Origin of the sequence: Algihabitans albus (genome assembly GCF_003572205.1) — a bacterium.
GTDB classification, from domain to species: Bacteria; Pseudomonadota; Alphaproteobacteria; order Kiloniellales; family DSM-21159; genus Algihabitans; species Algihabitans albus.
Genome location: NZ_QXNY01000004.1, coordinates 370,825 through 383,896, shown reverse-complemented (window position 1 = coordinate 383,896; position 13,072 = coordinate 370,825). Strand labels below are relative to the sequence as shown.

At 60.8% G+C, this 13,072-nt stretch carries 13 protein-coding genes; 8 read left to right on the top strand and 5 right to left on the bottom strand.

What is annotated here, in order from left to right; genetic code table 11:
• Positions 1-10 precede the first annotated feature (10 nt).
• Complete coding sequence (rho, locus tag DBZ32_RS11895) at positions 11-1,267, bottom strand: transcription termination factor Rho (RefSeq protein ID WP_119167362.1); 1,257 nt, start codon at positions 1,265-1,267, stop codon at positions 11-13.
• Positions 1,268-1,710: 443 nt separating this feature from the next.
• On the opposite strand from rho, the gene DBZ32_RS11890 reads away from it, so the two are divergent.
• Both DBZ32_RS11890 and DBZ32_RS11885 read left to right on the top strand, forming a co-directional pair.
• Positions 1,711-2,073 carry a group I truncated hemoglobin gene (locus DBZ32_RS11890; protein ID WP_119167361.1) on the top strand — a complete coding sequence of 121 codons (363 nt, stop codon included), beginning with the start codon at positions 1,711-1,713 and terminating at the stop codon, positions 2,071-2,073.
• On the top strand, positions 2,070-3,203 hold the full coding sequence (locus DBZ32_RS11885) for an adenylate/guanylate cyclase domain-containing protein (RefSeq protein ID WP_119167360.1): 1,134 nt from the start codon (positions 2,070-2,072) through the stop codon (positions 3,201-3,203). Before DBZ32_RS11890 ends, DBZ32_RS11885 begins: the two co-directional genes overlap by 4 nt.
• 13 nt (positions 3,204-3,216) lie before the next feature.
• Here the strand turns inward: DBZ32_RS11885 and hemJ are convergent, their stop codons facing one another.
• The 3 genes from hemJ to hemE all read right to left on the bottom strand — a co-directional run bounded on the left by hemJ (position 3,217) and on the right by hemE (position 5,943).
• Positions 3,217-3,657, bottom strand: coding sequence for a protoporphyrinogen oxidase HemJ (gene hemJ, locus DBZ32_RS11880; RefSeq protein ID WP_119167359.1), 441 nt, complete (start codon positions 3,655-3,657; stop codon positions 3,217-3,219).
• 65 nt (positions 3,658-3,722) lie between these two features.
• Positions 3,723-4,796 (bottom strand): ferrochelatase, encoded by a 1,074-nt coding sequence (gene hemH / locus DBZ32_RS11875; RefSeq protein WP_119167358.1) that lies wholly within the window; start codon positions 4,794-4,796, stop codon positions 3,723-3,725.
• A gap of 76 nt (positions 4,797-4,872) precedes the next feature.
• Positions 4,873-5,943 carry a uroporphyrinogen decarboxylase gene (gene hemE / locus DBZ32_RS11870; protein WP_235830157.1) on the bottom strand — a complete coding sequence of 357 codons (1,071 nt, stop codon included), beginning with the start codon at positions 5,941-5,943 and terminating at the stop codon, positions 4,873-4,875.
• A 514-nt stretch (positions 5,944-6,457) separates the two neighbouring features.
• Here hemE and DBZ32_RS11865 point away from each other — a divergent pair.
• From DBZ32_RS11865 to xth, 4 genes are all read left to right on the top strand, one after another.
• Positions 6,458-7,267: a pyruvate, water dikinase regulatory protein gene (locus DBZ32_RS11865; RefSeq protein WP_456236567.1), complete on the top strand. Its 810-nt coding sequence runs from the start codon at positions 6,458-6,460 to the stop codon at positions 7,265-7,267.
• A gap of 5 nt (positions 7,268-7,272) precedes the next feature.
• On the top strand, positions 7,273-7,896 hold the full coding sequence (locus tag DBZ32_RS11860; RefSeq protein WP_119167775.1) for a Maf family protein: 624 nt from the start codon (positions 7,273-7,275) through the stop codon (positions 7,894-7,896).
• An 8-nt stretch (positions 7,897-7,904) separates the two neighbouring features.
• Positions 7,905-8,738 carry a shikimate dehydrogenase gene (locus DBZ32_RS11855; protein ID WP_456236566.1) on the top strand — a complete coding sequence of 278 codons (834 nt, stop codon included), beginning with the start codon at positions 7,905-7,907 and terminating at the stop codon, positions 8,736-8,738.
• A 295-nt stretch (positions 8,739-9,033) separates the two neighbouring features.
• On the top strand, positions 9,034-9,825 hold the full coding sequence (gene xth / locus DBZ32_RS11850) for an exodeoxyribonuclease III (protein WP_235830155.1): 792 nt from the start codon (positions 9,034-9,036) through the stop codon (positions 9,823-9,825).
• A gap of 22 nt (positions 9,826-9,847) precedes the next feature.
• Here xth and DBZ32_RS11845 read toward each other — a convergent pair whose 3' ends face one another.
• Positions 9,848-10,543, bottom strand: a complete 696-nt coding sequence (locus DBZ32_RS11845; protein WP_162906733.1) for a Fe2+-dependent dioxygenase — start codon at positions 10,541-10,543, stop codon at positions 9,848-9,850.
• Between the two features lie 94 nt (positions 10,544-10,637).
• Here DBZ32_RS11845 and DBZ32_RS11840 point away from each other — a divergent pair, with 94 nt between their 5' ends.
• The gene (locus tag DBZ32_RS11840; protein WP_119167354.1) at positions 10,638-11,336 is read left to right on the top strand and encodes a YggS family pyridoxal phosphate-dependent enzyme; all 699 of its coding nucleotides are present in this window, start codon (positions 10,638-10,640) and stop codon (positions 11,334-11,336) included.
• A gap of 121 nt (positions 11,337-11,457) precedes the next feature.
• Positions 11,458-12,285: a phytanoyl-CoA dioxygenase family protein gene (locus DBZ32_RS11835; RefSeq protein WP_119167353.1), complete on the top strand. Its 828-nt coding sequence runs from the start codon at positions 11,458-11,460 to the stop codon at positions 12,283-12,285.
• The last annotated feature ends 787 nt before the right edge of the window (positions 12,286-13,072 follow it).

Below are 13,072 nucleotides of genomic sequence, written 5' to 3'. Positions count from 1 at the left end.
CCGCAGTGGTCTACTGGTTCATCGAGTCGAAGAAGTCACTGTTGTTCTTGGTCTCTTTCAACTTCTTCACGAGGAAATCCATGGAGTCGGTCACGCCCATCGGCATGAGGATACGACGCAGGACCCACATCTTGCTGAGAATGCCCTTGTCGACCAGCAGCTCTTCCTTACGGGTCCCCGACTTTCCGATGTCGATCGCCGGGAAGGTACGCTTGTCCGCCAGTTTGCGATCCAGCACGATCTCGGAGTTGCCGGTGCCCTTGAACTCTTCGAAAATCACCTCGTCCATACGGCTGCCGGTGTCGATCAGTGCCGTTCCGATGATGGTGAGGCTGCCGCCTTCCTCGATGTTGCGCGCCGCGCCGAAGAAACGTTTGGGCCGCTGCAGCGCATTAGCATCGACACCACCGGTCAGGACCTTGCCGGAACTCGGCACCACCGTGTTGTAGGCCCGGGCCAAGCGGGTAATGGAGTCCAGCAGGATCACCACGTCCTTCTTGTGCTCGACCAGTCGCTTGGCCTTCTCGATCACCATCTCGGCGACCTGGACGTGACGCTGAGCTGGTTCGTCGAAGGTCGAGGAAACCACCTCGCCCTTGACCGACCGGTCCATGTCGGTCACTTCCTCCGGCCGCTCATCGATCAACAACACCAGCAGGTAGATTTCGGGGTGATTCTCGGCGATCGAGCGCGCCAGATTCTGGAGAATCACCGTCTTGCCGGTCCGCGGCGGCGCCACGATCAGGGCGCGTTGACCCTTGCCGATCGGCGCCGTCAGATCGATCACCCGCGCCGTCATGTCCGGCTTCGTGGGATCCTCGATCTCCAGCGTGATCTTCTGATCCGGATAGAGCGGCGTCAAGTTGTCGAAGTTGATCCGGTGTCGGGCCTTCTCCGGCGAGTCGAAGTTGATGGTGTTGACCTTAAGCAGAGCGAAATAGCGCTCGCCCTCCTTCGGGCTGCGGATCTCACCCTCCACCGTATCGCCGGTGCGCAGGCCGAACCGCCGCGCTTGGCTCGGGCTGACATAGATGTCGTCCGGGCCCGGCAAGTAGTTGGCCTCCGGCGACCGTAGAAACCCAAAACCGTCAGGCAGGAGCTCCAGCACGCCGGATCCGAAGATCGCGACCTCGTTCTCGGCCAACTGCTTCAGGATCGCGAACATCATGTCCTGCTTTCGCAAGGTCGACGCGTTCTCGATCTCCAACTCCTCGGCAAAAGCGAGCAGTTCTGCAGGAGACTTGTTCTTCAATTCTTGGAGATTCATGGCGGATTCACGATGGACTGAGGGATCGGGACTGTTTCGGCTGCGGCTGCCCGGAGACACGGGCTCGATTGTCTGCAATCAGATGACGGGGCCACAGGGCGAGGCCTTAGACGGTGGAGATGGCGCTCGGACCGTGGATCTGAACCGGTTTTGGGTGGGCGCCTCGGCGGCCGGTGCCTACCGGATGGCAGGCGGTGCCGAGCGAGATTCGCGGACGGGTCCCTTGGCGGGCCGCTGTTCTGCGCTACAAGGTGGGAAGGCGGCGCTTGACGGACAAGCCGCCTGCACCGGAAGTTTTATGACCGAGACTGCTGCTGGCGTCAAGCACGCCACGCCGCCCGAGCCGAATAACCCCAATGGGATATTTGCCACTATTGAGTGGTGCAATCGAAACGTAACCGGCCCCATCATAGGCATCTCAACGATGCACGCGGTTGCCCTGGATGCCCGCCACAGCCTTCGAGCGCTACGGTGGTTTTGCCGCCATCAGCAAGGTGGTCATGGCCTTTTACGACAAGGTCCTGGACTCCGAGGTGATCGGCGCGTTTTTCGATGAGGTCGATATGCGCCGGCTGATCGACCACCAAACCAAGTTCATCTCTCAGGCCCTCGGCGGACCGGTTTGCTACAGCGACCGTCAGTTGCGGCAGCTTCACGCCCATCTGGATATCGATCCCAACCACTTCGACGAGATGGCCCGTCTGTTGCGTGAGACGCTTCTGGATTTCGACTTTGCGCCAGACAACATCGGTCTGGTCATGGAGGGAATCGAACGGCGTCGCCCTTACGTGATCACTCGGCCATGACCGACGGTTCGGAGATACCGGCGGCCTCACTGCTCCTGGGTAAAGCGGCCGGAGCCGGCGACAGCGCCCCGGCATTCCTGGACTTCACCCTGTTCCGGCAAGTGCTGGTGGATTCCGTCGGGGTGGGGCTGGCGGTGCTGGATCGAAAAGACCTGCGCCTGGTGTTCCGCAACCGCCGCCTAGCCGAGTGGTTTCCGGATGCCGAGCCAGGGCAGATCCCGGAAGGCCTTCTGAGCCAGATCGATCGGGCAGGACTGGAGGCAGGGCTCGACGCCGGACGCAGCCACACCGTCGAGTTGGAGATCAAACCCAAGCGCCGCACGATCAACCTGGCGCTCACCTTCTCTTTGGCCACCGAGAACCCAGCGGCGATCTTCCTGGAAGCGCAGAACATCTCGAAGCTGCGTGAGCTGGAGTACATGATCGAGTCCTACGCACAGATGGTCGAGCGACAGAACCGCGACCTGCGCAAGGAGAAGGAGCGGGTGGAGAAGGTTCTGCTCAACATCATGCCGCGCAGCGTCTACGAAGAATGGAAGACCTTCGGCGTGACCACGCCGACTCGTTTCGAGGCGGCCAGTGTGCTGATGCTCGATTTCGTCGACTTCACCGAAATGTCGTTGAGCCACGACCCCACCGCTCTGATCGGTGAACTGAACGACATCTTCACCGCCTTCGACCGTATCGTCGACGAGTTCGGCGCGGAGCGTCTCAAGACAATCGGAGACGCCTATGTCGCGGTTTGCGGTCTGCCCGAACTCTCGCCCGACCATGCCCAGGCCTTGGCCAATGTCGCTTTGCGCTTCGTGCGCTTCATCGAGCGACGCAATGCCCAGCACAAACAGACCTGGCGCTGCCGCATAGGCATCCACACCGGCTCTGTCATCGGCTCCATCGTCGGCGTGCAGAAGTACGTCTACGACATCTTCGGGCCCGGCGTGAATCTCGCCGCCCGGCTCGAGGAGCTGGCCGAACCCATGCAGATCCTCATCACCGACAGTACCTGGAAACTGATCCGCACCGAGTTCCGCGCCCGCGACCTCGGCGAGATGGAAATCAAGGGTTTTGGATCGCAGCGCCTCTATGCCCTGGAGGCTGGCCCAGAGGTGGCGCTAAGAGGATCTGCCTGAGATATCGCTTTGGTTAGAAGGGCTTGGCGACGGCAAGGAGAACAATAGCGATCATCAGTATCGTCGGGACTTCGTTCATCCAACGATAGAAGGTGTGCGTCCGTGTATTGCGGTCTGCCTCGAAATCCTTGCGCCACTTCGCGTAGAGGCCGTGAATTAGGAACATCCCCAGCAGCAGGAGCAGCTTCGCGTGAACCCAGCCCTGCTCGAGAATTCCAGGTTGGCCGAGCAGGATCAAACCGAAGATCAACGCAGCGATCATTGCCGGTGTCCCGATCGCCTTCAACAAGCGGCGTTCCATCACCTTGAATGTCTCGCTGGTCTCCGATCCGGGCGCGACCTGCGCGTGGTAGACATAGAGCCGCGGCAGATAGAGCAGTGCCGCCATCCAGGCGATTACCGAGATCACGTGCAAAGCCGTAATCCAGGGCAGCAGAGCGAACATGAAATCCATCGCGGCGCGGGATCCTCTCGTTTCGGGGGAAGCAAAGGTCGGGCGGACAACCTGGATCTAGTCAATCAGATCCAGCCGTGCAATTCCCGCTCGACCACCTGCTTCAGATAGGCAATGTGCGCGTCCGAATCGTTGAGGCAGGAAAGGTAGGCGAAGCGCTCGCCGCCAGCTTCCTCGAAGGTCTCGCGTAAACCGATCCCCAGTTCCTCCAGAGTCTCCACGCAGTCGGAGGCGAAACCCGGCGAGAGCACCGCCAAGCGCTTCGCGCCGGAACTCGCAAGCTCGGCTACTTTCTCATCGGCGTAGGGTTGCAACCACTCCTTAGGGCCAAAGCGAGACTGGAACACCACCTGAAGGCGATCTTCCGGCCAACCGAGGCTCTCCCGAAGCAGTCTGGCCGTCTTCTGGCACTGGCAGTGGTAGGGGTCACCCTTCAGCAGATTCTCCTTCGGTAACCCGTGAAACGAGGTCAGGACCACGTCCGGGTCGAAGTCGAGGGCGGCCAACTGCTGACGGACCGATGCAGCCAGGAGGTCGATGTAGGCAGGGTCGTCGAAGTAGGCCGGTACAGTCCGCAGGGCGGGCATCCAACGCTTGGTCATGAGAGCGCGGAAAGCGGCATCGCAGGCGGTGCCGGTGGTGGCAGCCGAATACTGCGGATAGAGAGGAAACAGAAGCAGGCGATCGCAACCCCGGGCGATCAGGGACTCGATACGGCTCTCAGTCGAAGGGTGGCCGTACCGCATTCCCCATTCGACCAGGATCTCGCTATGCCTTTGGAAAGCCTCGGAAAGCTTTTCCGCCTGGACCCGGGTGAAACTGCGCAGCGGCGACTCGTTCAGCTCCCGGTTCCAGATTTTGGCGTAGTTCCGGCCCGACTTGCTCGGCCTCAGGGTGAGAATGATGCCTTGCAAAATAGGCTGCCAGAGCAGTGGCGAGAGTTCGATGATCCGGCGGTCGGAGAGAAACTCTCCCAAGTAGCGGCGCATGGACCAATAGTCCGTACCGTCGGGTGTGCCGAGATTGAGCAGTAAAACGCCGATCTTGCCGAAGGGTACTTTTGGGTGATCGGCTGGCTTCGGATCTACCGCAGAGACGACGCTTGGGATCTCGCTCGTTTTATTTGACGCGTCAGGCATCGTCTCTCTCGATCCTCAGCGGCGTTTTCTGGGGGACATGCTCATGCTTCACGCGTCGAAAAGCTTGGCAGACCAATTAGCTAGGTCTTGATCTTACGATGTCGAGCAGCTTTGCAACATGCTCGGGAGGCGTCTGCGGCACGATGCCGTGCCCGAGGTTGAACACGAAGGGGCCGCCGGACAAGCGATCCAGGATCGATTCGACCGAGCTTTCGAAGGTTTCACCGCCGGCGACCAGTAGAATTGGGTCCAAATTGCCTTGCAGCGTCACCTGAGACTGGAGATGGTCGGCCGCCCAGGCCAACGGCACGGTTGTATCGAGCGATACTGCGTCCGCTCCGGCTTCGGCGGCAACATCGGCGTAAAGCAGACCTGCACCGCGCGGAAAAAGAATCACCGGCACCTTGGGATGCTCCGACTTCACCCGTCGCACGATCTCCGCCATCGGAGCCAGGCACCATCGCCGGAACTGAGGCTCCGGCCAGACACCCGACCAGGAATCGAAGATTTGCAGCACCTCGGCGCCTGCCTGGACTTGCCGGATGAGGTATCTGCTGGTTGCGTCGACCAGTAAGTCGATCAGCGTCTGGAAACCCTCCGGATCGCCATAAGCCCAGGTCTTTGCCTTCTGAAAGTCTTTGGAACTGCCGCCCTCGATCATGTAGCTGGCGACGGTCCAAGGCGCTCCTGCGAAGCCAATCAGGGTCGTCTCATCGGGCAGAGCGGACGACAGGCGATCCACCGTCTCGTAGACGGGTTCCAGCTTGTCGTGTAGGGCCGTCGGCGACAGCCGGGTCAAGTCCCTGCTATCCGCAAGTGCCTCTAGCTTCGGCCCTTCCCCTTCCTGGAACCAGACCTTCTGACCCAGAGCGTGAGGCACCACCAAAATGTCCGAGAAAAGGATGGCCGCATCGAATCCGAAGCGTCGAATCGGCTGCAGGGTCACTTCCGTTGCGAGCTCCGGGGTAAAACAGAGATTGAGGAATCCTCCGGCGTCCTTGCGGGTTTCCCGATACTCGGGCAGGTAACGACCAGCCTGTCGCATGAGCCAGATCGGCGGCACCGGGAGTCGCTCACCCGCAAGTGCCCGGAGCAACAGCTTCCGGGGTTTCGCGCTTTCGGCATCGGTTCGACTGGACTGAGACACGGGGAGACATCCTCGGCGGTTCGACGAGACCCCCCTCCTATCCCACAAAGATATATTTCTTAAAAGGTATTGAGGAAGTTGTAGATCACTGTGGATCCTGGGGAGGCAAGTCTGTCCCGCTGTCCGTCCACATATCCCCCGCGTGGCTGCCGTGCCTGTCCATATGTCGATAAGCTTAGGGTGAGCCCGATAATCCCTAGGGTCGTCGGCCTTGGGGATTGGATGAATGATGGGGAGCTTTTCCTTGAGTCGAGTCTTGACTTGGAGTCTTCCCGGCTGACCGATGGCGGGAGAGGGGCTGCGGACAAGAGTCAGAGTTTTTTTCGTGAGCCTGGATAGAAATCGTGGAGACTGGCCGGAAGCTCGGGTTATCCCCGACTCAAGAGCATGTCCACAGGGGCCGATAAGGATCGAGAGCGACGTGAGCGACACAGCCGATCGCCTGTCAGGCAAGAGCGGAACTGCCGACGACGGCTCGACCAAGGCGGCTTCGGAAAAACCCGGTAACCTCCATCTGGTATCCGATGCCACCGGCGAGACCGTGAATTCGGTCGCTCGCGCCGTGCTCTCGCAGTTCCGAGATGTGGAGCCGATCGAACACGCCTGGACCTTGGTCCGTACGCGCGGACATATGGACAAGGTTATTGCAGGTATCGAAGCCTATCCCGGTCCCGTGCTTTACACTCTGATCAATGAGGGGCTGCGCAGTCGGCTGACGGATGCCTGCCGGCGGATCGGTGTTCCGGCCATATCCGTGCTGGATCCGGTGATGCATGCGTTGGTCTCCTACTTCGATGTTGCGACGGTCGGGCGGCCCGGCCTGCAGCATGAGATGGATGCGGAATACTTCAGCCGAATCGAAGCCATGAACTTCGCGATGGCCCATGACGACGGACAGCAGCTCTCCGGACTCAAGGACGCCGATGTCGTTCTGACCGGGGTATCGCGGACCTCGAAAACTCCGACCTGCATCTATCTCGCAAATCGCGGTCTCCGCGCTGCGAATGTGCCTTTGGTACCGGGCGTTCCGGCACCGGCCGAACTTCTGAGTCTCAAGGGACCGCTGGTGATCGGTTTGACGAAGGATCCAATGCGGTTGGTCCAGGTGCGGAAGAATCGCTTGCGCTTGCTGATTGACGGCGACGATGACGATGAGTCCACCTACGCCGATCTGGAGGCGGTCAAGCAGGAGGTAGCCGAGGCGCGGCGCCTCTGCAGCCGCATGAGCTGGCCGACATTGGATGTAACCCGCCGGTCGATCGAAGAAACGGCCGCCGCGGTCTTCACGCTCCTGTCGCGCCATCGCCGGCAAGTGGTGTCGTGAGTTTGGTGCAGTCGCAAGCTCCCAAGCTCGTTCTTGCCTCCGCAAGTGCCGTGCGTCGCCGGCTGCTCGAAGCTGCGGGATTGCAGGTCGAGACTCTGCCCGCGGCCGTGGACGAGGCAGAGGTGAAGCTTGCGCTCAAGGCTGAAAACGCCAGCGCCATTCAGGTTGCCGAGACCCTCGCGGAACTGAAAGCACGGCGCGTGAGCGAGCGTCTCGGGACTGCGGGTTCCTCGGGACCTTTCGTCATCGGCGCCGATCAGATGCTCGAGTGCGAGGGCCGGTGGTTCGATAAGCCTGCCGATCTCGATGCTGCGCGCGCACAGCTGCTGGCTCTCGCCGGTCGACATCACACCCTCGAGACCAGCGTGTGCGTGGTACGTGACGGTGGGCGCATCTGGCACCACAACGCCAGGGCGCGCTTGACTCTGCGTCCTTTGAGCGAAGCGTTTATCGACCGATACTTAGCTGCAGTGGGAGAGGCCGCCTTGACGTCGGTGGGTGCCTATCAGCTTGAAGGACCGGGCATCCAGCTGTTCCAGAAAGTCGACGGTGACTTTTTTACCATTCTCGGGTTGCCGTTGTTGCCCTTGCTGACTCTGCTACGCTCCAATGGGCTGATTCCCCAATGACTGGCGATCTGCTCTCGGCAGCGGTTCCTCAGGCTGGCGTGCTGGGCTGGCCGGTCCGTCACAGCCTTTCGCCACGGGTGCATGGGTATTGGCTGAAGCATTACGATCTCGCCGGATCTTACGAACATCTGCCCGTGCCGCCGGAAGTCTTCGAAGCTTACGTCCGGGCGCTTACGCTTCACGGCTACGTCGGTGCCAACGTGACCGTTCCGCACAAGGAAGCCGCCTTAGCGCTCTGCGATGATCTCGATACAGCCGCGCGGACGATCGGCGCCGTCAACACCCTGATCTTCCGTGATGGACGGATCGAAGGCCGGAACAGCGATGCCTTCGGCTTTCTGGAAAGTCTGCGTCGGGCGTTTCCCGCTTTGCGGACCTCATCGGGACCGGCTGTGGTGTTGGGCGCCGGGGGGGCTGCGCGCGCCGTGATCTACGCCTTGAAGACAGTCGGAGCGCCGGAGATCCGCGTTTTGAATCGCACTGTTTCGCGTGCGGAACGTTTGGCGGAAGAGCTGGGTCCCTCGGTGATTGCGGAACCCTTGGCGCCTGAGGCGCTGAGGGATGCCGTCTTGCTGGTCAATACCACCAGCCTCGGCATGACGGGGCAGTCCCGTCTGGATTTGGATCTGCTGTCGTTACCGCCAGCTTCGGCGGTGGTCGACATTGTCTATAAGCCTCTTCAGACAGACCTTTTGAGGAACGCTGCGGCTGCTGGTCATCCGACGATGAATGGTCTCGGCATGCTCCTGCACCAAGCCCGACCTGGTTTCGAAGCTTGGTTTGGGGTCAGTCCGGACGTGGATCAAGACTTGCGGGCTGCTGTTCTAGAGGGTCTCGAGTGATCAACCTGCGGCCAGGACGACCGAGAGAGGCCTTTGCCTCTTCTGCGACCTCATTTCCGCTGCAATAGAATTGATTTGGCCGAAGCCTCATCGGTTTTTTCAAAACGATGCGGGAGAGGTCGGTTCCCGACCGTCTTCCGCTTTAGCTCTGGAGAGCTAGGAACGCCCGGCCATCCCGCAAAGGCGGAGGCTTCGAACGGCGGCCGGGGTTGACCCCAGAGACGCCTTTCGCGATCGCGGATCAATCGGTTAGCTTATCGGCTTCATTTGTATCGAAAACGGAACGACTTGGCTCATGCCATTGCGTGTTGCGACTTGGAACGTCAACTCACTGCGTCAGCGGTTGGATCACCTGGCGCGTCTCGACCAGGCGCAACGCCCCGACGTGCTCTGCCTGCAGGAAACGAAGGTTGCGGACGGGTCCTTTCCCGAAAACGATATCAAGGCTTTAGGCTATGATGAGCTGCTGATCTGCGGTCAGAAATCCTACAATGGGGTGGCCATAGCATCCCGCCGTCCGGTCGAAGCCCAAGGCCGACAAATCTGGTGCGGCAAAGATGACAAGCGCCATCTCTGGGCACGGGTGTCGGGCGTTGATATCCATTGCTTCTACGTTCCGTCAGGCGGCACCATTCCGGATCCGGAACGAAATGACAAATTCGCCCACAAACTGGCCTTCCTCGGGGAGATGAAGCAGTGGGCTGCGGCTGAAGCGAAGGGCCGCCCGCTCCTGTTGCTTGGCGATCTCAACGTTGCGCCGCTCGAGAAAGATGTCTGGAATCATAAGAAGTTGCTTCGCAGTGTCGGCCATACGCCCGGCGAATCCGCTGCTATGAGCGGAGTGATCGAGGCTGGACATTTCATCGATATCGCACGTCATTTCGTTCCCGAAACGGAGCCGCTCTACACATGGTGGGGCTATCGCTTTCCGGCGGCTTTCGAGAAGGACTACGGCTGGCGGCTGGATCATGCCTGGGCGACGGAATCACTCGGTAAACGCCTAGAAAAACTGACTATTATTAAGGAAACCCGAACCTGGGAACGGCCCAGCGATCACGTCCCGGTAATCGTTGATATAGCGGAATGAATTTTATTGGCTCGGCGCGAGGTCAGACCTCGGCCCACATGCGCAGGAGATTCTGATGAATCTGCGCGAATTCCTCCGGATAAGGCGAATCCGGGTGATCGAGCACCAGCCGGCGGCGCAGATCCTCCAGATGCGTGATCATGGCGCGTTGGCGCGGTTCGCGTAGGAAGGACTGAATCCAGCCGACGGCGGCCCAGCGGGTCCCCTTGGATATCGGGTCCACCCTGTGAAGCATGTCCGACGGGTAGCACATGAAGCTGCCGGCCCGGCTCTTGATCCGTTGTTCGCCGAAGGGGCTCTGCAGCACGAAGTCTCCGCCCTCGTACTCCTCCGGATCCGTCAGGAAGACCGTAAAGGACAGATCGGCGCGCAGGGCCTGTGTTTGGCTGGGGCCCATCAGCGCCGCGTCCATGTGGTCCTTATAGGTCATGCCGACGTCGTAGCGGTTGAACATCAGCGTGACGTTGCGCGGCATGGCGAAACCGGTGAACTCCGGCCGCGCGAACATACGGTTCAGCACCGCCCGTGTGGCGACTTGAACCTCCTGGTTGTTCTTATCGGCCTGCAGATTGTTTTTCAGTGTTTTCTTGCCGGAGGTTGTGCCGGACTCGTAAGGCGCCCGGGTCAGCGTCTCGCGAACGCGCGCAACCTCTTGTTTGTTCAGAAGATCGTCGAGCTGCAGCATCATGATGATCGACAGTCTAGAACAGGATCTCACTTGGTGGAATCACCTTGGCGACGGCATCGGTCTCTTCCGCGCGCCGACATAGCTCGGCTGGCGCCGAGGAACGGCCCATGCTATCGCCAGAGGTATGACTCAGAGTTGGAATCCGACTCGACCCGACATCGCCGAAGCCCTGGCGTCGGTCCGCGAAACGATTGCGCTCGCGGCACGCGAATCCGGCCGCGGTCCCGAGGAGGTTGCACTGGTAGCTGTCGCCAAGACCTTCGGGCCGTCGGCGGTTGAGGCGGCCTATGCGGCTGGGCAGCGGGTCTTCGGCGAGAACCGGGTGCAGGAGGCGCAGTCCAAGTACCCCGATCTCAAGAAGCGGCATCCGGACCTGATGCTCCACCTGATCGGTCCCCTGCAAACCAACAAAGCGGGTGACGCCCTTGCGCTGTTCGACGTCATCGAGACGTTGGATCGGGAGAAGCTTGCCCGAGCTCTGGCCAAGGAGCGGGACAGGCAGGGCCGCTGTCCCCAACTCTACATTCAGGTCAATACCGGGGGCGAGGCCCAGAAGGCCGGGTGTAAGGCGGCAGACGCCGCCGCTCTGCTGCAGCTGTCGCGCGATGAGTTGAACCTCCCGGTTATCGGCTTGATGTGTATTCCTCCGTTGGACGAGCCTCCGGCGGTCCATTTCGGTCTGCTGAAACGTCTGGCTCAAGACCTGGATCTGGAAAATCTGTCCATGGGCATGAGCGGCGACTACGAAGCGGCCGTGATGCTCGGCGCGACCTCGGTCCGGGTCGGCAGTGCGATCTTCGGCCAGCGCCCGAAACCTGTATAAGGCGTAGTCGGTCTCAACATCTTGCGGTGGCCTTCAACGCGTCGAGCCCGCTCCGCAGTGGCGACACTCAGCAGTCCAGCGTAGGCTTACGTTCTGGATACAATCTGCAAAGGATTGCTGGATGACGCAGAACCTGACCACCGCCCCGCCGCTGCATCGGCTGACGGCTGAGGAAATCGCCACCTACCAGCGGGATGGAATCCTGTGTATCCGCCAGGTTTTCGACGCCGATTGGATCGAAGAATTGCGGGCCCTGGTTGCCCAGGACATGGCCAATCCGTCCGGTATGGTGAAGGATATCAACGCCAAGGGGGCCAGCGGTTTCTTCTTCGGCGATACCTTCGTTTGCCACCATATCGACGGCTTTCGCCGCGCGGTCTTCGATGGGCCGGGCGCCGCCTTAGCCGCTCAGGCGATGGAGGCTTCGAAAATCAATCTTCTGTTCGACCAGATCCTGGTGAAGGAGCCGAACACCTCCACCCCGACCCTATGGCACCACGATGCACCCTACTGGCCGGTGGCCGGCGATGGCATCTGCACCCTCTGGCTGGCGCTCGACCATGTGACGCAAGACAGCGGGGCGGTGGAGTACGTGAAGGGCTCGCACCGCTGGGGCCAGCGATTCAAGGCGGTCAGCTTCGATCCCGATCAGCAGTACGAGGAGGAACTGCCGCCGGTGCCGGACATCGATGGCAATCGAGATGACTACGATATCGTCAGCTTCGACTTGGCACCTGGAGATATCACCCTGCACCATGGCCTGACGCTGCATGGAGCTCCGCCCAACGGCCGACCGGATCAAAGTCGCCGTGCCTATATCCAGCGGTTTGCGGGTGACGATGCGAGCTACAACCCACGCCCGAACCTGCAGAAGATGCTGCGCGATCCCGGCCTTGAGGCCGGCGACCCGCTCGACTGCGATCTGTTCCCCGTTGTTTGGCGGCGTTGACCGCAACTCACCATCGGCCCAGGCTCATCCTATGCAAGGCCGTTGGGTGTGAAGAGCTTCATAGTTGCGGATCCCCCACGAAGGTAGCGTCGGTAACAGCACGTGATCGCGGAGGTCGTCCCCCCACCGAAGCGATTCCGTCTATCGACGAAACCCGGCGCCTCAAGCCCCCCTTGGTGCCGGGGGACCCTCGGCACCGGCTCCCTGCCCTGTATCGGCCGGTCCGAGGGTTCGGTTCGTCAGAGGCTTCAGCGACACTCCGCCCTCTGGGCCTCCCGGCGTCTCTAGAGCCTGTTGTGATCGTATGGACTCGCTTCGCGGTTCCGGCCGATCCCAAGAAACAGACTCTCACACTTCGAATCGAGACTGGATTCAACGGAATCGCCGGACCCGATACGTGGGTCCAATCGATCACTATCTGGTCTAGACGAAACCCGCACGCTGAGCTGCGCCAGGCGAATTTCCCCAAGACTCCGCGCTGCTAGCCAGCAGCGCCGCGGCGTGTCCCGCCTACGGGCCGGTCTTTCCGACTCCGTCTCGAAGCTGAGAATGCGAGTGACGACTTGGCCGGAGGCGACCGGCCTCCGGCCAAGTCGATCACGCTTTAGGAGCCAGCGCGGGATGGCCGTTCACGATCGAACATCGACCAACCGTCATCGCGCGGCAGGCTCTCGCAGGCCGTTAGGCCGAACAATAGAGCACCGGCCACAATAAGGGGCCCGGCCCAGGCACTGCGGACTCTTCGACTTTGAGGGGAGCGATCTTGCATGGCGATCTCCTTTTTTGG

What these genes read in the sequence shown, in the direction of transcription:
- rho (WP_119167362.1), bottom strand. Translation starts at nt 1,267, where the DNA reads ATGAATCTCCAAGAATTGAAGAACAAGTCTCCTGCAGAACTGCTCGCT.
- DBZ32_RS11890 (WP_119167361.1), top strand. Translation starts at nt 1,711, where the DNA reads ATGCCCGCCACAGCCTTCGAGCGCTACGGTGGTTTTGCCGCCATCAGC.
- DBZ32_RS11885 (WP_119167360.1), top strand. Translation starts at nt 2,070, where the DNA reads ATGACCGACGGTTCGGAGATACCGGCGGCCTCACTGCTCCTGGGTAAA.
- hemJ (WP_119167359.1), bottom strand. Translation starts at nt 3,657, where the DNA reads ATGGATTTCATGTTCGCTCTGCTGCCCTGGATTACGGCTTTGCACGTG.
- hemH (WP_119167358.1), bottom strand. Translation starts at nt 4,796, where the DNA reads ATGCCTGACGCGTCAAATAAAACGAGCGAGATCCCAAGCGTCGTCTCT.
- xth (WP_235830155.1), top strand. Translation starts at nt 9,034, where the DNA reads ATGCCATTGCGTGTTGCGACTTGGAACGTCAACTCACTGCGTCAGCGG.
- DBZ32_RS11840 (WP_119167354.1), top strand. Translation starts at nt 10,638, where the DNA reads ATGACTCAGAGTTGGAATCCGACTCGACCCGACATCGCCGAAGCCCTG.
- DBZ32_RS11835 (WP_119167353.1), top strand. Translation starts at nt 11,458, where the DNA reads ATGACGCAGAACCTGACCACCGCCCCGCCGCTGCATCGGCTGACGGCT.